The organism is Micromonospora sp. CPCC 206061, from assembly GCF_036906915.1.
In the GTDB taxonomy this organism is placed as follows: Bacteria; Actinomycetota; Actinomycetes; order Mycobacteriales; family Micromonosporaceae; genus Phytohabitans.
The window spans coordinates 20594-38859 of the sequence record NZ_JBAKHX010000015.1; the positions used below are offsets into that span (position 1 = coordinate 20594).

22 protein-coding genes are annotated in these 18266 nt (G+C 72.7%); 11 read left to right on the forward strand and 11 right to left on the reverse strand.

Annotation, left to right across the window (positions count from 1 at the left end):
• Positions 1-4: 4 nt before the first annotated feature.
• The 4 genes from V6V89_RS13815 to V6V89_RS13830 are packed head-to-tail and all read right to left on the reverse strand — an operon-like array spanning position 5 to position 4147.
• Positions 5-2419 carry an ABC transporter permease gene (locus V6V89_RS13815; protein WP_334619484.1) on the reverse strand — a complete coding sequence of 805 codons (2415 nt, stop codon included), beginning with the start codon at positions 2417-2419 and terminating at the stop codon, positions 5-7.
• Positions 2416-3096, reverse strand: coding sequence for an ABC transporter ATP-binding protein (locus V6V89_RS13820; RefSeq protein ID WP_334619485.1), 681 nt, complete (start codon positions 3094-3096; stop codon positions 2416-2418). The genes V6V89_RS13815 and V6V89_RS13820 overlap by 4 nt, the downstream gene beginning before the upstream one ends.
• The gene (locus V6V89_RS13825; RefSeq protein WP_334619486.1) at positions 3096-3626 is read right to left on the reverse strand and encodes a PadR family transcriptional regulator; all 531 of its coding nucleotides are present in this window, start codon (positions 3624-3626) and stop codon (positions 3096-3098) included. The genes V6V89_RS13820 and V6V89_RS13825 overlap by 1 nt, the downstream gene beginning before the upstream one ends.
• A 38-nt stretch (positions 3627-3664) precedes the next feature.
• Complete coding sequence (locus tag V6V89_RS13830; protein ID WP_334619487.1) at positions 3665-4147, reverse strand: DUF5709 domain-containing protein; 483 nt, start codon at positions 4145-4147, stop codon at positions 3665-3667.
• A gap of 103 nt (positions 4148-4250) precedes the next feature.
• Here V6V89_RS13830 and V6V89_RS13835 point away from each other — a divergent pair, with 103 nt between their 5' ends.
• Together V6V89_RS13835 and V6V89_RS13840 are read left to right on the forward strand one after the other, a co-directional pair.
• Positions 4251-4976 carry an ABC transporter ATP-binding protein gene (locus tag V6V89_RS13835; protein WP_334619488.1) on the forward strand — a complete coding sequence of 242 codons (726 nt, stop codon included), beginning with the start codon at positions 4251-4253 and terminating at the stop codon, positions 4974-4976.
• A 311-nt stretch (positions 4977-5287) separates the two neighbouring features.
• A complete protein-coding gene (locus tag V6V89_RS13840; RefSeq protein WP_334619489.1) occupies positions 5288-5980 on the forward strand; it encodes a hypothetical protein in 693 nt (230 codons plus the stop codon).
• A gap of 800 nt (positions 5981-6780) precedes the next feature.
• On the opposite strand, the gene V6V89_RS13845 is transcribed toward V6V89_RS13840, so the two are convergent.
• Together V6V89_RS13845 and V6V89_RS13850 are read right to left on the reverse strand one after the other, a co-directional pair.
• Complete coding sequence (locus V6V89_RS13845; RefSeq protein ID WP_334619490.1) at positions 6781-7554, reverse strand: sulfite exporter TauE/SafE family protein; 774 nt, start codon at positions 7552-7554, stop codon at positions 6781-6783.
• Complete coding sequence (locus V6V89_RS13850) at positions 7551-7688, reverse strand: hypothetical protein (protein ID WP_334619491.1); 138 nt, start codon at positions 7686-7688, stop codon at positions 7551-7553. The genes V6V89_RS13845 and V6V89_RS13850 overlap by 4 nt, the downstream gene beginning before the upstream one ends.
• 125 nt (positions 7689-7813) lie before the next feature.
• Between V6V89_RS13850 and V6V89_RS13855 the strand changes: the two genes are divergently transcribed.
• The 3 genes from V6V89_RS13855 to V6V89_RS13865 are packed head-to-tail and all read left to right on the forward strand — an operon-like array spanning position 7814 to position 9991.
• Positions 7814-8383 (forward strand): RNA polymerase sigma factor, encoded by a 570-nt coding sequence (locus V6V89_RS13855; protein ID WP_334619492.1) that lies wholly within the window; start codon positions 7814-7816, stop codon positions 8381-8383.
• On the forward strand, positions 8380-8931 hold the full coding sequence (locus V6V89_RS13860) for a hypothetical protein (RefSeq protein ID WP_334619493.1): 552 nt from the start codon (positions 8380-8382) through the stop codon (positions 8929-8931). Before V6V89_RS13855 ends, V6V89_RS13860 begins: the two co-directional genes overlap by 4 nt.
• A gap of 55 nt (positions 8932-8986) precedes the next feature.
• The gene (locus tag V6V89_RS13865) at positions 8987-9991 is read left to right on the forward strand and encodes an NAD(P)-dependent alcohol dehydrogenase (protein ID WP_334619494.1); all 1005 of its coding nucleotides are present in this window, start codon (positions 8987-8989) and stop codon (positions 9989-9991) included.
• Here the strand turns inward: V6V89_RS13865 and V6V89_RS13870 are convergent.
• The 3 genes from V6V89_RS13870 to V6V89_RS13880 all read right to left on the reverse strand — a co-directional run bounded on the left by V6V89_RS13870 (position 9981) and on the right by V6V89_RS13880 (position 12449).
• On the reverse strand, positions 9981-10541 hold the full coding sequence (locus V6V89_RS13870) for a GNAT family N-acetyltransferase (protein WP_334619495.1): 561 nt from the start codon (positions 10539-10541) through the stop codon (positions 9981-9983). The genes V6V89_RS13865 and V6V89_RS13870 overlap by 11 nt on opposite strands.
• Before the next feature lie 9 nt (positions 10542-10550).
• Entirely contained in the window at positions 10551-11096 is a 546-nt protein-coding gene (locus tag V6V89_RS13875) for a hypothetical protein (RefSeq protein ID WP_334619496.1), read from the reverse strand.
• Positions 11097-11180: 84 nt separating this feature from the next.
• The gene (locus V6V89_RS13880; protein ID WP_334619497.1) at positions 11181-12449 is read right to left on the reverse strand and encodes a vanadium-dependent haloperoxidase; all 1269 of its coding nucleotides are present in this window, start codon (positions 12447-12449) and stop codon (positions 11181-11183) included.
• A 284-nt stretch (positions 12450-12733) separates the two neighbouring features.
• Between V6V89_RS13880 and V6V89_RS13885 the strand changes: the two genes are divergently transcribed.
• From V6V89_RS13885 to V6V89_RS13900, 4 genes are all read left to right on the forward strand, one after another.
• The gene (locus V6V89_RS13885; RefSeq protein ID WP_334619498.1) at positions 12734-12952 is read left to right on the forward strand and encodes a hypothetical protein; all 219 of its coding nucleotides are present in this window, start codon (positions 12734-12736) and stop codon (positions 12950-12952) included.
• Entirely contained in the window at positions 12949-13626 is a 678-nt protein-coding gene (locus tag V6V89_RS13890; protein WP_334619499.1) for a GNAT family N-acetyltransferase, read from the forward strand. Before V6V89_RS13885 ends, V6V89_RS13890 begins: the two co-directional genes overlap by 4 nt.
• Before the next feature lie 56 nt (positions 13627-13682).
• A complete protein-coding gene (locus V6V89_RS13895; RefSeq protein WP_334619500.1) occupies positions 13683-14384 on the forward strand; it encodes a hypothetical protein in 702 nt (233 codons plus the stop codon).
• 159 nt (positions 14385-14543) lie between these two features.
• Entirely contained in the window at positions 14544-15413 is an 870-nt protein-coding gene (locus V6V89_RS13900) for a PhzF family phenazine biosynthesis protein (protein ID WP_334619501.1), read from the forward strand.
• 30 nt (positions 15414-15443) lie between these two features.
• On the opposite strand, the gene V6V89_RS13905 is transcribed toward V6V89_RS13900, so the two are convergent.
• Entirely contained in the window at positions 15444-15746 is a 303-nt protein-coding gene (locus V6V89_RS13905; protein WP_334619502.1) for a DUF1905 domain-containing protein, read from the reverse strand.
• A 307-nt stretch (positions 15747-16053) separates the two neighbouring features.
• Here V6V89_RS13905 and V6V89_RS13910 point away from each other — a divergent pair, with 307 nt between their 5' ends.
• Positions 16054-16509 (forward strand): hypothetical protein, encoded by a 456-nt coding sequence (locus V6V89_RS13910; RefSeq protein WP_334619503.1) that lies wholly within the window; start codon positions 16054-16056, stop codon positions 16507-16509.
• Positions 16510-16520: 11 nt separating this feature from the next.
• Here V6V89_RS13910 and V6V89_RS13915 read toward each other — a convergent pair whose 3' ends face one another.
• Positions 16521-17756 (reverse strand): AAA family ATPase, encoded by a 1236-nt coding sequence (locus V6V89_RS13915; protein WP_334619504.1) that lies wholly within the window; start codon positions 17754-17756, stop codon positions 16521-16523.
• 52 nt (positions 17757-17808) lie between these two features.
• Here V6V89_RS13915 and V6V89_RS13920 point away from each other — a divergent pair, with 52 nt between their 5' ends.
• Complete coding sequence (locus tag V6V89_RS13920; RefSeq protein ID WP_334619505.1) at positions 17809-18240, forward strand: hypothetical protein; 432 nt, start codon at positions 17809-17811, stop codon at positions 18238-18240.
• The last annotated feature ends 26 nt before the right edge of the window (positions 18241-18266 follow it).

Genomic DNA, 18266 nt, shown 5'->3' on the forward strand with positions numbered 1-18266 from the left:
GTGACTACTCGGTGCGCAGCGCGTCCGGCCGGGTGGCCGCCCGCACGAACGGCAGCACGGCCGCCGTCGCCAGCAGGCTGGCCGCCACCGCGGCGGCCCCGATGGCCGCGTACCCGGCCCACGGCAGCCGGACGACCAGCTCCGCATGGGCGGTGACCCGCACGTACAGCCACGAGGTCGCCGCCGTGACGAGGATGGCCAGCCCGATGTTGAGCAGCAGCGGCACGCCGGTATGCAGCAGCACCCCGCGGCGCAGCAGCCGTGCCGGCGTACCCATGGCGGTCAGCGCGGCGTGCACCCGGTACCGCTCGCGGACCGCGTCGGCGGTGGTGACCGCGAGCGACAGCCCACCGGTCAGCACCACGGCGAGCGCGGCGATGAGGGCGGCCTGCCGGTAACCGTCCGATTCGGACCGTTCCAGCTCGGCGGCCTCCCCCGGCGTGGTCGGCGGGAGGACGGTCGCGGTCGCGCCCAGGCTGGTGCGCACTGCCTCGACCGTGCCGTCACGGCCGTCGGTGGTCACCAGCAGCGTCGGGAACCACCGGCCCGGCTCGTCCCAGCCGGCCAGCAGCGCCGGCGGCACCAGCAGGTCACCGCGGATCGTGAAGCCGTACGACACGTCCTGCGTCAGCCCGTCCGGCAGCGTGAGGGTGTCGATGCCGTCCGGGAGCGGTATGGCGGGCCCCGTGCCGTCCGGCGCCAGCTTGCCGGCGGCGGCCAGCACACCCGCCTCGAAGTCGCTTGTGGACAGTCGCTGCACGGTGTCCGGCCGGCATCCGGCCACCGCACCACCAAGCACCGCGCCGAGCGCCTCGCAGTCGGCGACCACTGCGCGCACACCCTGGTCGACGGTGGGGTTGTCCAGGTCCATCTCCTCGGCCATCGGCACGCCCGGCGGGAGCAGCGTCACCTCGCGGAACGCGACCGCCTCGGCGACACCGGGGACCGCACGAGCACCCGCCACCGCATCGTCCACATCGGAGTCCGCAGCGAGCATGACGACCACGGTACGTTCGGGGAGCACGCCGATCAGGTGGCCATTGCCCTCGACAGGGCCGGGCGTGAGCATCGGCAGGAACGCCATCAGCCACCCGACCACGACCACCACCAGCGCGGTGCCGGTGACGGTGCGCGCCGCGCCGGCCGGGTCGGTCAGCAGCCGCCGTCCGGCGAACTGGCTGGCCAATCCCGGACCCCAGCGCGCCAGCAGCGCACCGGCCAGCCGGGACAGCGGCGCCGCGCCGATCGCGAGGCCGACCAGGCAGGCCGCTCCCCCACCGAACAGCAGCACCTTCGCGTGGAAGGCACCGGTGGCGAGGGCGCCGCGGTCGGCGTACACGATGGACAGTGCGAGAAGCCCGGCGGCCAGCGGCGCCAGTCGCAGCGATCCGGCGCCGGACAGCGCGACCTGCCGCCGCGCGGCAAGCGGCGTGGACAGGGCACGGCGCAACGAGAGCACCCCGGCCGCCGTCGTCAGCACCGGCACGCCAAGGAGCACCGCGAGCGTGGCGCCCAGTGGCGGCGCGACGTCGCCCGCGTACAGGCCGTCCTGGATCGGGATCGCGGCCGTGACCGGCGTGCGGAGCAGGTAGAAGAGCGCGAGCCCGGCGGCGGCGCCCAGGACGCCCACGATGGCGCCCTCCACCGCGCCGAGCCGGCGAAGCTGGCGCGGCGTGGCGCCGATCAGGCGCATCGCGCTGGCCCGCCGTTCCCGCGTGGCCGCCGACAGCCGCGTCGACGTGCCGACCAGCACCAGCAGCGGCGTGATCAGGCCAACCGCCGCCAGCCCGAGCACCAGCGGCATCGCCTCGGCCGGGCTGCTGGAGTGCCGCATCCCGCTGCCGTCCACATAGGCGCTTTGCCCGGTGAACAGGCCACCGGCCGGCTTCGCGAAGTCGGCCGCCCATCCGGCGGACGCACCGACGCCGTCGAGCGCGTCCGCGCTCACCCCGGCCACCGCGTACAGCTCGTCCGGCCCGACCAGACCCTCACGCGCCACCGTGCCGACCACCTTGCCGGGCAACCGGGGCGCGAGCTCCGCACCGCGCGGGCCGGCGAGCGCGGCAGCCAGCGCCGGGGACGCGAAGACCTCACCCTGACCCGGCGTCCGCGGCACACCGGGTGGCGCCGCGGGCGACACGCCCGCCTTCGCCACGAGCAGCACGCGTACCTGATGGCCGCGCCACAGCCCGACGGACAACCGTGCCCGCACCCCGTCGGTGCGCGCCCCGCCCTCTGCCGCCGGCTCCACGCCGCGGCCGGCGGTCTTTCCGATCCGCTCCGCCGCGGCCGGCAGCGCGCCGGACATCCCGAGCATCAGCGCGACCGCGGCCGCGACACCGCCGACCATCATGAGCAGCCGCACCCGGCTGCCGCTCAGGGTCAACCTCACCCCGAGCGCCACGTCGAAGCCAGTCACAGTGCGACCATCGGGGACGTGACGCGGCCGTCGCGCAGCACGATCTCACGGTCGGCGTACGCGGCGATCCTGGTCTCGTGGGTGACCAGCACGACCGACGCGCCCTGCGCGCGGGCCGCGCCCATCAGCTCCTCCATGACGAGCTCTCCGTTGAAGCTGTCGAGCGCGCCGGTCGGCTCGTCGGCGAACACGACCCGCGGGCCGGCCACGAGGGCTCGCGCGACCGCGACCCGCTGCCCCTGGCCGCCGGACATCTCGCCGGGGCGCTTGGCCGCGACCTCCAGTACGCCGAGGCGCTCCAGCCACTCGCGCGCCTTGGTCTCGGCACCGCGCCGCTTCGCGCCGGCCAGCCGCAGCGGCAGGGCGACGTTTTCGACGGCGGTCAGCTCCGGCACCAGAGAGCCGAACTGGAACACGAACCCGAACTCGTCGCGCCGCAGCTTGCTTCGCGCCTCCTCGGAGAGCGTGTCGAGGCGGGCGCCGCGGTAGGTGACCTCGCCGCTGTCGGGGCGCAGGATGCCCGCCAGGCAGTGCAGCAGTGTCGACTTGCCCGACCCGGACGAGCCGACCAGGGCCACCATTTCACCGGCCCGCACCTCGATGCCGGCACCGGCCAGTGCTTTCGTGGGACCGAACGCCAGGTGCAGGTCGGTCGCGTGCAGCAGGGGCTCACTCATTACAGCTCCTCGGCGAGTTCCTCGGCCAGCTTGTCCAGGCGGGCCGCGGTGTGCTCCAGCCAGCGCAGGTCGGCTTCCAGGTGGAAGATCGTGAAGTCACAGCTCAGTACGGTCGTGAGATCGGCGCCGGATTTGCGGCGGATCAACTCGCGCATCGCCGCGACGTGCGCGGTGCGCTGGGCGTCGAGCAGCCGTTCGGCCGGGCGCCCCGACCGCAGCGCCAGGATCACCTTCGTGAAGATCACTGACTGTAGATAAGGCGTGTGCGCCTCGGGCTCAACGAGCCACCGCTCCAACCGGGTCACCCCGTCGGGCGTGAGCGCGTACGTGGTGCGCTCCGGCCCGCCGACCTGCTCCACGGACACGACGTGGATGTCGCCGTCTCGGGCCAGGCGGCCGAGCGTGGCGTACACCTGGGCCGGCTTGACCGGCCGGCGCTCGCCGAACTGGGCGTCGTACTCCCGGCGCAGGTCGTAACCGTGCCGTGGGGCAGGTTCGAGCAGGCCGAGCAGGGTCTCCGCGATCGTCACGAAAACAGTAGTAACTGAGTTACTAGTGCGGTGTCAACCTACCGCAGTGGACCCTCACCCGGGCCGAACGGGTCGTCGACCACGTGCACGGCGGCCTCCTCGGCGCTGGCACCGCCCGCGTCGATGCCCACGTCCCACGCCACCGACTCCGCCTCCGCGTCTTCGCCAAACCCCTGGTCATCGGCCACCAACCGGCCGGCCCGCACGTCCCGCTCATACCCCCGCCGGGACAGCTCGTCCTCGTCGTCGGCGCCGTCCTCGGCGTACGGGTCGACGTCCGGCTCCTCCTCGGCGAGCAACTGCTCCAGCGACTCACCGGCCCGCGCCTCAGCCGGCGTCGTGCCGAACCGGTTGGCCCCCGACCACCGGTCGGCCGGCGCCACACCGGTGTCCAGCGGATCGGCTACCCGGTCGTCGTCGAGCGTGTCGGAGGTGTCCAGCACCCCGTCGTCCTCGACCACGTTCCACTCGTCGAACCCCTCGGCCCGCCCGTTCTGGCTCATCCGCCCTCCCATGATCATGGCCTGCACCTCTCACCCTATGCCGCTGCCGGGACCCCCGCTCCCCACGCAGGGCCCCCGGCTCGCTGGCACCCGCACCAGGCTCGCGTGGCACCATCGACCGGTGCGACTCGACGACGTGTGGCTGCGATACCGGCGCGGTGATCCGTGGGTGCTCCGCGGCGCCAGCATCGAACTGCGGCCGGGTGAGGCGGCGACCGTGGTGGGCCGCAACGGCGTGGGCAAGTCCACATTGCTCAAACTCGCCGCCGGGCTACTGCGCGCCCAGAAGGGCGCGGTCCGCGACCGTCCAGCACGCATCGGGTACGTGCCGGAGCGGTTCCCCGCCGACCAGCCGTTCACGGCCCGCCGGTACCTCGTCGGGATGGCCCGGATCCACGGCCTCGCGGCGGCCGACGCGGGCCCCGCGGTCGACAGCTGGGCCGAGCGTCTCTACTGCGCGGGCCTGCTGGACACCGCGATGGTCGAGCTGTCCAAGGGTTCGGCGCAAAAGGTCGGCCTGATCCAGGCGGTGCTGTGCCGGCCCGAGCTGCTGGTGCTCGACGAGCCGTGGGAAGGGCTCGACGCGGCCACCCGGGCGGAGGTGCCGCTCATCGTGGCCGAGACCGTCGCGGCCGGCGGCCGAGCGCTGATCAGCGACCACCTCGGCAGCGCCGGCGAGCTGCCCGGGGTGCGGCGCTGGGAGCTGGTCGACGGCACTCTCGTCGAGGCCGCCGACGAACGCCTGGAGTGCGTGATCGAGGTGGCGGTGGCGACCTCCGACGTGCCGGCCGCCGTCGCCAGCCTGCGCGCCGCGGGCCACCGAGTGCTGGGAGTGCGAGGACAGTGAGCGAGGCAGTTCACGCGGCGCACGGAAAGGCGTCGCTTCCATCGCCGCCCGACCAAGCGAACCAGGAGGCACCGTGAGCGAGGGAGGTGGCGCGGCGGCGCCTGGACCAAGCGACGCGCCGACGAAGTCGCGCGCGGCGCGAGGGAAGGCGTCGCCTTTGGCGCCGCGCGACCGAGCGAACCAGGAGGCACCGTGAGCGAGGGAGCTGGCGCGGCGGCGCCTGGACCAAGCGACGCGCCGACGAAGTCGCGCGCGGCGCGAGGGAAGGCGTCGCCTTTGGCGCCGCGCGACCGAGCGAACCAGGAGGCACAGTGATCGCGCTGGTGCGGATGCGGCTGGCCGGGTTCGTGCGGACCGGGCGGGCGCTGGCGCCGCTGCTGACGGTGCTCGTGGTGCTCGGCGTCATCTACGGCGGCGGCCGCGCGCAGGCGGGTGAGGCGTACGGCTTCTCCGCCGCCGTGTTGTTTCCCGTGCTGGCGTGGCAGACCCAGATACTGCTCAACGCCGAGCCCGACGTCCAGCGCCAACTGTCCATTGTGGCCGTCGGCGGCCGCGGCCGGGAGCTGGCCGCCGGGCTGCTCGCGGCGCTCGTGCCGGCGCTGGCCATGGTGGCGCTGGTGCTCGCAGTGCCCTGGCCGATCAGCGGGATCACCGGTCCCGAAGCGCCAGGCGACCCGTCGCTCGCCTCCGGGGTGACCGCCGGAGTATGGGCACACCTGCTGCTGGTACCACCGGCGCTGCTGCTGGGCGCGCTGGCCAGCCGGGCGGTGGTCGGCAACGCAGCGCGCGGGCTGGCGGTACTGGCCGGCGGCACGGTGCTGGCGTTCGTGTTGGGCACCAAGGGCTCCCCGGTGCCGTGGCTGGTCCCGCCCCTTCTTCCCACGGCCCGCGCGACAGTGAACGGCCTGGACGCCCCCGCCCTGGCGGCACAGACGGCGATAGCCCTCACCTGGACAGCGGCAGCCCTCGCCGCCTACACAGCCCTCCGCCGCCGCAACACCTGACCCGCCGGCGGCGCCCCCGCCGCTCCCCGCCCTCTCCCCCTCTCCCCCTCGCGCCCTCTCCCCCTCTCCCCCTCGCGCCCTCTCCCCCTCGCGCCCTCGCGCCCTCGCCCTCGCGCCCTCGCGCCCTCTCCCCCTCGCGCCCTCGCGCCCTCGCCCTCGCGCCCTCGCGCCCTCGCCCTCGCGCCCTCGCGCCCTCGCGCCGATCAAGGGCGAACGCACGTGGTTCGATCTCTTTTCCACGTGCGTTCGCCCTTGATCGATGAAGATCTCCTTGATCGGCGCCCTTGGGACTAGGCGTTGCGATGCTCTGTCAAGGCCGCAGCGGGGCGCGGTCCCTCTCGCCAGCGTCGCCCTCGGTCGGATCGCCCGCTTATGTCGCCCTGGCAGCAAGAAGCGTTCAAGATTCGCCGCCCGGGTGCGACACGAGTCGCGCGACATCGGGGAAACGGCGCCCGCGCCCGTCTGACCCGCCAAAATCCCGCGACCGCGCGGTGGTCTGGGCTTCGGGGTGGTCGACGTCCGCCTGTCTGATGCCGCGGCGTCCGAGGCTGGCTTTCCGCCGCCTCGCATACGGGTAGCGCCGTGCCTGTGGAGGACGCCGATCAAGGCCAATCGCATCGATCAAGTGCAAATGCACGCGGAAAAGAGATCGAACCACGTGCGTTCGCCCTTGATCGGCGGCAAGAGGGCGCGCGGAGCGCGCACGAGGCGGAGCGCGCACGAGGCGGAGCGCGCACGAGGCGGAGCGCGCACGAGGCGGAGCCCGCACGACGCGGAGCGGGGCGCAGGGGTGAGGCGGGTTAGAAGAGCAGGTTGGCTATCGCGGCTAGGCCTACCACTACGATCACGCCGCGCAGCACCGCCCGGGGGAGTTTTCTGCCCCAGTGGCCGCCGACGAAGCCGCCCACCACGGAGCCGGCCGCGATCAGCAGTGCCGGCTCCCACGCGACGTCGCCCACGATCACGAACAGCACCGCCGCTACCGCGTTGACCAGGCCGGTGAGCAGGTTCTTGATGCCGTTGAGCCACTGCAGGTCGGTCGAGAGCAGCACGCCGAACAGGCCCACCATCAGTACGCCCTGGGCCGCGCCGAAGTATCCCCCGTAGGTGCCGGCCGCGTACACGCCGAGCAGCAGGAGCGGCCCGACGGGCCGGTGCTTCTCTCCCGGCGGGATACCGGCCAGGCGGCGGGCGAGCCACGGCTGCGCCACCACGAGGATCAGTGCTAGCCCGATCAGTACCGGCACGATCGTGTCGAACGCACCGGAGGGCAGCCAGAGCAGCAGCAACGCGCCGGTGATCGCACCGGCGACGGCGGCGATGGCGAGCGTGAGCAGCAGCCGGCCGTGCCCGGCCAGTTCGCGGCGGTACGTGTACGCGCCGGAGAGGGAGCCGGGCACCAGGCCGACGGTGTTGGAGACGTTCGCGACAACAGGCGGGTACCCGAGGGCCAGCAGCACCGGAAACGTGATCAGCGTGCCGGAGCCCACCACGGCGTTGATGGCGCCGGCGGCCGCTCCGGCGCCGAGCACGGCGAGGGACTCGATAAGGCTCAGGTCGACTTCCAAGATCACGTTGCGATGGTACGCATGGCGGCCAGCAGGTCGGCACTGGATGGGACGCTATCCGGGTCGACCAGCCATGCGGCGGCCGGGCCGGCGACCAGCACCTGGTAGAAGGCGCCGATGGCGTGCACTCGCGCGCCCAAGCGCTCGCCTTCGGCGACGGCGGCGCCTGATGGCGAAGATGGTCGCGTCCATCCACCGCGCCGCCACGGCGATCACCCTCAAGGCCTGCCTGTAACGGCGAAGCGGGTTCGTGGCTATAGAGAACGTGACCGATACTCAAGCCTTGGACGCGGAGCGGGTGTGCGACATCGGCCGCGACCCGTCGGCGCTGGAGGCGTTCTACGCGGCGCACTACGCCGACGTGGTCCGGTACTTCGCCCGCCGCCTGCAGGATCCGCACGACGTGGCCGACCTGGTCGCGGACACGTTCATCGCCGCGCTGGAGAACGCGCCGACGTACGACCCGCGCCGTGGCCGACCGCTGCCCTGGCTGCTCGGCATCGGGCACAACACCCTGCGCCGCTTCTACCGTCAGCGGCTGGCCGATCGACAGGCGGTGGCCCGGTTCGCCGGGCGCCGGCTGCTGGACGCCGACGATGTCGCGCTGCTGGAGGACCAGATCGACAACGAGCGGCGGGCGCACCGTGCGTACCGCATGCTCAGCGAGCTGTCCGCCACCGACCGCGAACTCGTCGAGCTCGTCGATATCACGGGCCTGAGCCCGAAAGAGGCCGCCACCGCGATGGGACTAATGCCCGGGATGGCGAGGGTGCGGTTGTTCCGCGCCCGGGCAAAGCTGCGTTCCGCCTTGCGAATCCAGGAGGAACTGGAATGACCCGTTTCCGACAGGCACTGCTCGACGAGCTCCAGTCCCGGGTGGTGGCCGACCCGGTACCAGCAAAAGCGCGGCACCGGTTGACGCGGCCCCGGCTCGCCTTCGGCGGCGCCCTGGTCGCCGCCGCGGCCGCCATCGCGACCGTCCTCGCCACCAGCGGCGGCGGCGGCCCCGCGTACGCCGTTACCAAGGAGAAGGACGGCACGCTCGCGGTGGCCGTCAACCGCCCCGGAGACCCGGGCGATGCGAACCGCGAACTCGCTGTCGCCGTGGACGACAAGGTGAAGATTCTGCGACCCTCCGCCCCCGAGGACTGCCCGGTGGAGGACCGCGGCACGCGGATGAAGGCCTTGCCGGACACGGTGTGGGTCAGGTTGGGAGAGGCGTCCGCCAGCGTGACCCGAGTCAGGGTACGGCCGGAGAGCCTCCCGGACGGCGTGGTCGTGGTGCTAGTGGCCCTCACGCCGCTGGACGGCGGCAAGCCCGCCGTCCAGCTCGACTTCTACAAGGCACCCGGCCCGAAGTGCGTCGTGGCACCCACGCGCTGACTCGCCCGCTGCCGCCACCCCGCGCTCGGTTGCTCACGATCGCTAGGGTGGCGGCATGCGTGCGGTCGTCCAGGATGGGTACGGTTCGCCGGACGCGCTGCGCGTCCGCGATATCCCGCGGCCGGCGCCGGGCGAGGGCGAGATTCTGGTACGCGTCCGCGCCGCCTCACTGCACCCCGACGTGTGGCACGTGGTGACCGGCCTGCCGTACGCGTTGCGCCTCATGGGCTCGGGCCCGCGCCGGCCGAAGCAGCCCGTCCCCGGCACCGACATGGCCGGCGAGGTCGCCGCGCTCGGGCCGGGCGCGACGCGGTTCCGGGTCGGCGACGAGGTGTACGGCGAGACGATCCGCGGCTACACGTGGCGCAACGGTGGCGCGTTCGCCGAGTACGTGGCGGTGCCGGAGGACGTGGTGGCCCCCAAGCCGGCTGGCGTGACGTTCGAGGAAGCGGCGTCCGTGCTCAACGCGGGCATCATCACGCTGATCAACCTGCCGCGCGATCGCCCCCTCGCCGCCGGCCAGCGCGTGCTCGTCAACGGGGCCGGCGGCGGCGTGGGCGTGGTAGCGGTACAGCTGGCGAAGGCGGCCGGTGCGGAGGTGACCGCCGTCGACACCGGCGCCAAGCTCGACCTGCTCACCTCGCTGGGCGCCGACCGGGTCGTCGACCACACCCGCGAAGACCTCGACGGCGGCCCCTACGACCTGGTCTTCGACATCGTCGGCAACCACCGGTTTCCCGCGCTGCGCCCGCTGCTCGCGCCCGACGGCCGGTACGTCCTTGTCGGCCACGACCAGTACGGGCGCGACGGGCGGCGGTGGCTCGGCAGCATCCCACGGCTGTTGGGTCTGGTCGCGCGCAGCGCGGTCAACCGCCAGCTGCCCCGCCCGACCGGCAAGCTGCCCCCGAAGGGCGAGCTGACCGGCAGGCTCTCCGCGCTGCTTGAGTCCGGTGCCCTCAAGCCGGTCGTCGACCGCACCTACCCGCTGGACGAGCTGCCCGAAGCGATGCGCCACCTGACCGGCGGCACGGTTCGCGGCAAGATCGTCATCACGATCTGAGCCGCCACTCCGGTGCCAGCACGGCATACACCAGCTGGCTGCGCCAGGCGCCCTTGACCAGCTCGTTGTCGACGAAGTGCGCTTCCTTGCGCATGCCCAGCCGCTCCAGCAGCCGGGCGGAGGCGTGGTTTTCGGCATGGCAGCGCCCGACGATCCGGTGCAGGCCGAGCCCTTCGAAGCCGAGCCGCAGCATCTCCCGGGCCGCCTCGGTGGCAAGGCCCTGCCCATGGTGGTCGGGGTTGAAGACGTACCCCAGCTCGCCCTGCCTGCTGGTCGTGCTGTGCCACACCAGCTCGACCTGGCCGACGACACGGTCATTGTCGGCGCGCACGACGGCGAGGCTCAGGCAGTCTCCCTCCCCCGCCAGCCGGTCCTCGCGCGCCATCTGCGCGACGGCGGCCTCCGTCTGTGCCAGGGTCCGCGGCTCCCAGCTCATGTACCGGGCGACCTCCGGCCGGCGCTGGTATGCCCAGACGTCGTCGACGTCGGCCCGGGTGAAGGGGCGCAACAGCAGGCGGGCGGTCCTGATCGGATAGAACGGACGCAGCATCATCAACACCTAGGCGCGGAGCCCGCGCACCAGCGCGATCGCCGCGTACGCCGCCAGCAGCACCCCGGCGCCCAGGCCGGCGACCGAGCTGGCCGCCACGGACGTGGTCAGGCCGACGACGGTCGCCACCACGGCCACCGCGCACACCAGCGCGCCCAGCGGCACCAGCAGCGGGTCGCGCAGCACCGGCGCCAGCGGAAAGAAGTGCACGCCGACGACGAGACACACCCACGCCGCGACGTACTCCGCGGCGCCGGCCAGGCCCAGCACGACCCCGCCGAGCGCGATGGCGGCGAACTCGATGCCCACGATGATCCCGTACCGCCGGGACGCCGCCCGGTCGCGGCTGAGCCTGGTCGCGGAGCGGCTCGTGAACCCGACCACCGCACCGGCAACCGCCGCGATCAGCGCCACGACTGAGCCAACGGTCAGGAACGGCTGCCAGCCGTCGGGTGCCGCCCCACCGCCCCAGCCAAACCACGCCGCCGCGAAGAATCCCAGTACCAGAGCGGTCATTCCCAGGTCGCGCCTGGACTGTCCGCGGACCTCAGCCATCCCCGTACCTCCCCTTGTGGATCAAGGGTAATGGCGGGGCGGCGTCCCCTCTCACGAGGGGACGCCGCCGTCAGCGGTCGCGCGTCAGCGCGGCCGGAAGTGGTGCGCGATCATGTACGAGGTGACCAGCGCGCCGATCTTCGCGCCCTGCACGTCGGCGTGGCGGGTGTGGATGCCACCCCAGATGCGCGCGTTGACGACCTCGGTGAGCGCCTGCGAGAACTTGGTGAAGGAACGCGTCGAGTTCGACGCGGGGCTGAACGCACTGAACGACATGTTGTCGGTCTTGAAGAAGTACGCCAGGGTGCCCATCGTGGCCGCCGTGTAGCAGGTGTGCCCGGAGGTGAAGTCCGGGAACGGCGGCGTGGTGAGCCACGGCGTCCAGTTCGGGTCGGCGACCGTTGCCGGGTTGCCGTCCGTGTCGGCGAGCCGGATCGCGTGGTACGGCCGCCAGTCGTTCCAGAAGTACTTCTCGTTGTAGCAGGCCACGAGCGCGTCCGCCTCCGCGAGGTTGGCCATGGCGAACATCCGCGCCGCCTGCATGTTGTTGAGGTTCTTGTTGGTGGCGACCTGGCGCTTGATCTCCCACTCGGTCAGCCGCCGGTCGTGCCACCAGACCGCGGCGCTGCTCTGGTCGGCGGTGCGGGTGGCGCTGTCGAAGGCACCGATCTGCTTGACCTCGTTGAAGTCCTTCGCGTATGCGGCGCTGGTCAGTGGGTTCGGACCACTGGTGCGGAACATCGACTGGCTCGGGATCATGAACGGCTTCATGAAGCCGACCCACCCGCCGTCGTTGCCCGTGGGTGGCACCGGCCGCCACTGGCCGGGCTGGCTGCCCACCGCGAACGTCTGCGGGCCGAACGCGCCGTCGTTCTGCCGGGACGCGATCATGGCGGCCGCCGTCTGGTTGCCGATCGCGATGCCGGCCTGCCTCTTCGGGCCGTTCGGGATGGTGGCGAGGTACTGGTCGTAGCGGGCTTGCAGGCTCGCCGACTGCCCCGGGAACAGGCTCATCAGCACCTGGTGCGCCGACGCCGCGACGGCCGCCTCCACGGACTCGGTGCCGGTCGCCGCGGGCGCCACCAGGTACGGCTGGAAGGGCTTGCCGGCAATCGCGTTCACCGCGTCGTAGACGGCGCCCTGCACCATCGCGAAGCTGCGTGACTGCACGTGCGGCCCCTGCTGCGCGACGTCCCAGATCGCGATCTGCGCGTACGAGTTCCAGGTCACGACGGCGCTCGGTTGCGCCGCGGCGGCGGGTACCGGCCCGATCGTGGCGGTGAGGGCGAGGGCGAGGCCCACCGCGATGGCAGCCCTCACCACCCCGCGGCGAATCCAGGGTCCACTGGTCATGTCTTCCTCCTAGCTGGCAGAGCGGCCATCCCAGAACCAGGACTCGCATCGTCAGACGAATCCACGACCATCCCGACGCACTAACTGTCCGTCGAACGAAACACGGCAACCGGTGACGCCCGCGCGCCACTTTCTCCGCGCTGTCGGCGTGTCGCGCGGGGGCGCGAGGGACGGCGCGCGCGAGGGACGGGGCCCTAGAGGAGAGCGCGTAGGTCTGCCGTGAAGCCGGGCCGGCTCGGCCAGGTGAGGAACGCGCCCGCTCGGCGAGGCCGGGATCGCAGGCCATGTCGGCACAGGCATGGTGTGCGCGCACGCCGCTGTGGGCGGTGGCCGATGCCAGCAACGCGATCGCCGGCGTGGTGAGGACCAGCGCGATCAGGGCGGCGCACGCCGGCCAACATACCCCAGCGGCTGGGCGGATCACCGTGTTCGTTGTGGCGCGCGCCACCACCGCGCTTGCCATCACTGGGCGCCGTGACCCGTACGCGAGGATCGAAGGATGACGCACGTGCTGGACCACGCGGCGTGGGCGGCACTGACCGGCGCCCATGCGCACCTGGCCGAGGTGCACGGCGCCGCAGCCCGCTACCACCCGGACGTCGCGGCGTTCGCCACGCTGCGCCCCGGTTCGGGCGCGCGCGGCTGGGCCGATCTCGCCGAGCTCGCCGGGCCGGGCGCCGAGGTCGCCGTCGCGGGCGTCGACGCCACGCCGCCGGAGGGCTGGACCGTGGTCTGGTCCCTCGACGGCGTGCAGATGGTCGACGCCGGCGTGTCTCCGGCGCGCGACCCGGACGCCGTCCACCTCACCGCCACCGACGTGCCGGACATGCTCGACCTGGTGGCCCGCTCCGAGCCGGGCCCGTTCCGCAAGCGCACCGTCGAGTTCGGCGGCTACCTCGGCGTGCGGCGCGGCGGCACGCTGATCGCGATGGCCGGCGAACGGGTGCGCCCGCCCGGCTGGTCCGAGATCAGCGCGGTCTGCACCGATCCCGCGCACCGCGGCCGGGGTCACGCGAGCCGCCTGATCCGCGCCGTGGCGGCCGGCATCCGCGACCGCGGCGAGGTTCCCTTCCTCCACACGGCGGCCACGAACACCAACGCGATCCGCCTCTACACCGCCCTGGGCTTCGAGGTCCGGCGCGAGACCCTCTTCCGCGTCCTCCGCGCCCCGGCGTGACCGAGCCGAGACCGTCGCCCCGGAACGCCCCACGCCGTCCCGCCCGTCCCATCCCCATGAGAAAACGGTGGTGGGTCGGGCTCGTCGCCCTCGCGGCGGCCCTCGGGACGACGGTGACGGTGCTGACGCGAGACAGCGGCGTGGCGTGCGGATGCGACATCCGGCCCGACATCAGGCCGGCGGCGGAGCAGACCGCGCGGCGCTTCGAGGAACTGGCCCGCGCGGACGACGTCGAAGGCGCGTGGGCGATGCTGACCGACGGTGCCCGCGCCCGGTACGGCGACGTCGCGGGCTTCCGCCCCGTCGTGGCCAGGCTCAAGGCCGCCTACGGCTCCCCCGGGTCAGCCACCGCCGGCGACTGGCTGCAGGTCGCCGATGACATCAATTTTGGTACGCCCAGCGAGGCAGCCCTGGTCAAGCATGGCGGCTCGCCACCCCGGATACTGTCCACAGTGGCTGTTCAGCTCTGGTACGGCCGTGGTGGCGGCGAGCGCGTCGACCCCGAGCCGGCCGCGCTCGATCTCCGTGTGGTCCCGGACGGCTCTGACGGGCTGCGCATCGACACCCCGCCCGGTGCCGTGAAAGCGGCCCAGTTCGCGTACGTCGACGCCACCGGCTCCTACGTATACCCGTACCGCGAGCAGGAGTCGCCGGCCGTCGTGCGCTGGCCGGCGTCGTCCCCGCCGCCGGGCCCCGTCCTGGTGCTCGGCGCCGACCGCACCGCCACCGGCTGGCGGATCGGCGTGACCACCGCGTAGGGCGCGGCGGGCAGGTCGCCGCCGGCAACGAGATCGAGACGCTCCCACACGGCAGCCCCGAACTGGTCGCCACGGCGCCCCGCGGGCCAATCGGGGACGGGTGGATCTTTCTGGCCGCGGGTCGGCCGCGCCGGGCCAGGTGGCGGGTAGGGTCGCCGGATGTCAGCCGCGCTCCCGTACGAGATCGTCGACGTGTTCACCGACCGGCCCTACGCCGGCAACCCGCTCGCGGTGGTGTTCGACGCCGACGGGCTGAGCGGCGACCAGATGCAGGCGATCGCGCGGGAGTTCAACCTCTCCGAGACGGTGTTCGTGCTGCCGCCCACGGCGCCGGACGCCACCTACCGGGCCCGCATCTTCACTCCCTCCGCCGAGCTGCCGTTCGCCGGGCACCCGAGCGTCGGCGTCGCGGTCACGCAACTGCGCCGGGGCCTGTTTCCGGCCGGCCAGGTGGTGCAGGAGTGCGGCGCGGGGCTGCTGCCCATCGACGTGTACGAGGCGGGTCACGCCACCCTCACCGGCGGCGCGCCGACGATCGGTCCCGAGCTCGACCCGGGCCCGCTGCTGGCCGTCGCCGGGCTGTCCGATGTGGACCTCGCAGGACCGGCGCCGCGGATGGCCGGATGCGGGCTGGAGTTTCCTTTCCTGGCGGTACACGCTGAGTCGGTCGCGAAAGCCGACCTGGACGCCACCGCGGCGCGCGCGCACGGCGTGCGCCAGGTCAGCGTCGTCGCCTGGGACGCGGCGACCAGCACCGCCCATGCGCGGGTCTTCGTCCCCGGCGTCGGGGTACCCGAGGACCCGGCGACCGGCTCGGCGGCGCTCGGGCTGGGCGTGTGGCTCGTCACGTCTGGCCTGCTGCCCGCCGATGCCGAGTCGTCCTACACGGTCCGGCAGGGCGGCGAGATCCAGCGTCCGTCCACGCTGGACTGTGGGGTGACCGCGCGCCGTGGCCAGGTGGTCAGCGCGACGGTCACCGGCCAGGTCGCCCCGGTCGCCCGGGGCGAAATCCGCGTGCCGCCCGTTTAGTAGACAGGGCTCCGGCCGCGGCACAACCCGTCAGGGAGCGATGAGCTCGACCGTCACGGTCGCGGTGTCGCCCGCGTCGAGGGCCTCCGCCTTGCGAACGGCGCGTTTGACGGGCAGCACGTAGGTGGCGCGTGCGCTGTCCGGGAAAATCGACGTCAGCCAGGTGGTGCCGCCGACCGTGGCGCGGACCCGGACCGAGCCGAAGCCGCGCGGAGCCCCGCCGGCCAGGTCACGGATCTCCTCGCCCGTCTCGGCCGGCAGGCTCACGAACGTCCAGCTGTCGGCGCGCCTGGCATCCCAGATCCACAGCTCAGCATCGAAAACGAAGACCACGCGCTCAGCATCACACGCGGGTCTGACGAAACGCCGGGCGCCGGACCAGGACCCGTGGCGACTTAAGGGCTGTTCAGGTTGACCAAGAGACCTTGTGGGCTCTCCCACGGCCCGGGGGCGCCGCACCCCGCTCTCTCGCGCCGTCGATCAAGGGCAAACGCACGTGGTTCGATCTCTTTTCCACGTGCGTTCGCCCTTGATCGGCGGGAGAGCCGGCGGGAGAGCCGAGATAGTGGGTGAGGGCGGTTCGAGCGCGCCGGCCGACCTGGTTCACCGTTCCGGTGGAGCTTGGTGTTAGCGTGCCGCTGTGATCGACGCCGACGTGCACCTGGTCGCCCAGCCGCGCCTGGACACCCTCGTGACCGAGTTCCACTCCGACGTGCTGCGGCTGGGCACCGACTTCGCCGGGACGGCCTGGATCGGCGACATCCCCGACCCGGTGTCCGGGATGATGGGCCCGCTGTACCAGCGGCGCGCCGTCGACTCGCAGCTGTTCCTGCCCGACACCCACTGGTACACGGTCGGCGCGCTCGACGACGCCGAGGTGCAGGTGTCGGTCGGCCTGCTCCAGGTGCCCGGCACCAAGCAGGGCACGCAGGGGCTGATCGGCGCTATCGCGGACCCGCAGGCGGACTTCTTCGAGCACCCCGAGCAGGACGACCGGGTCGGCCTCTGCCTGACGCTGCGTGGCGAGATCTGGTCGAACGTCGGCCTGTCGTACCGGATCACCGTCCTCTGCCGCCGCGAGGCCCTGATCCCGTAACGCCGGCGCGGCTACATGAGCTTGTTCTTCTTCAGGTACTTGGCCAGGTCGTTGTATGAACCGTCCTGGTTGGCGAACATCGCGACGTTGCGCGCGGTCGTCATCCACGCGCCGGTAGACGGCTGGATCTCGCGCAGCGCGGTCTCGAAGTCGCGCTGTTCGATCATCCGCACCTGACCGCTGACCAGGGAGTCGTGCATCGCGTACTCGGCCGCGGTCTCGCACAGGTGGGCCAGGTCGGCGCCGGAGAACCGCTCGGTGGCGCCGGCCAGGCGCTTGAGGTCGATGCCGGCGATCGGCCGGTCGCGCAGGTGCACCTCGAGGATCGCCCGGCGCGCGTCGGTGTCTGGCGGCACGACCAGCACCGTCCGGTCCAGCCGTCCGGGGCGGCGCAGTGCCGGGTCGACGTCCCACGGCGCGTTGGTGGCCGCGAGCACGAAGACGCCGTCGTTGACGCCCTCCATGCCGTCCATCTCGGCGAGCAGCTGATTACCGAGCGTGCGCATAGCCGACGACTGCAACTGGCTGCGCTTGTGTCCGAGCGCGTCGACCTCATCGAGGAACAGCACGCAGGGCGCGTTGCGGCGGGCGGTCTCGAAGATCTGGTGCAGGTTCTGCTCCGACTGCCCGATCCACATGTTCAGCACGTCGACCAGCGAGACGGTGACGAACTGGGCGCCCATCTCGCCGGCTACCGCCCGGGCCAGGAACGTCTTACCGCAGCCGGGCGGCCCGTACAGCAGGAGGCCGCCGCGCAGGCTCTTGCCGTACAGCGAGCGCAGTTTCTCGTTGCGCAACGGCCCCAGGAAGGCCATCTCCAGGCGCTTCTTGACATCTGCCATGCCGCCGACGTCGGCGAGCCGTACCGACGAGGTCTCCACGTCGACGATCCGGTCCTCCTCCCCCATGACCGGGTCCGGTTCGTCGTCCGAGCGGACGAACCGGGGCGGCACCGACTCGGCGAACTCCTCCTCGTAGGCGCGCCAGTCCATGCCCTCCTGCCCAGACGGCGAAGGCGACGGCGAGGGCGAGGGCGCCGCCGAGGCCGGCGGAGCCAGCGCTCGCGCCATCAACTCCCGGGCCCCGGCGTGCCCGGGGTCCTGCTGGAGAGCCACAGCGAGGTGTGTGACCGCCTCCGGGCCGCGGCCAGCGGTGACGAGCAGCTCGGCCAGGTGTAGCCGCAGCGGCAGATCCTGAGGGCTGGCCTCGACGGCGGCGATCAGGCTATCGATCAACGGGGCGCTCATGGTCGGCCATTATGCTGTGCCGGCGCCGCACCGCCGGCAGGATGGGGGACCGATGCAGGACGAGCTGTTCAGCCCGACGATCCGGGAGCAGCCCGCACCCGGCAAACCGCCGTGGCGTCCCGAGTCCATCCTGTACCCGGCCTTCTTCGGCGGCCCGCTGGCAGCCGCCGCGCTGGGCGTACTCAATGGCGGTCGTCTGGCGCTGCCCAGCCGGCACTTGGCCGCCATCGGCGCGGCCGGGCTGGTCGGTTTCGGCGCGCGGCTCACGGTCGCCGCGGCCGTCGACGGCAACGCCCCTGTGCGATTCGGCGCCATGATCGCCGGCATTCTCGTCTCGCTGGTGGTGCTGGCCTTCCAGCGCAAGCCGTTCCGGTCCTACACCTACCGTGGCGGCGAGCCCGCCAGCCTGGTCGGCCCCGGCATCGCGGCGGCCATCGGCTTCGGCGTCCTCGAAGCCATCCTGATCCTGGTCCTCGTCCGATGACAGGGCTAGCCGGCGCTCGCCTCCGC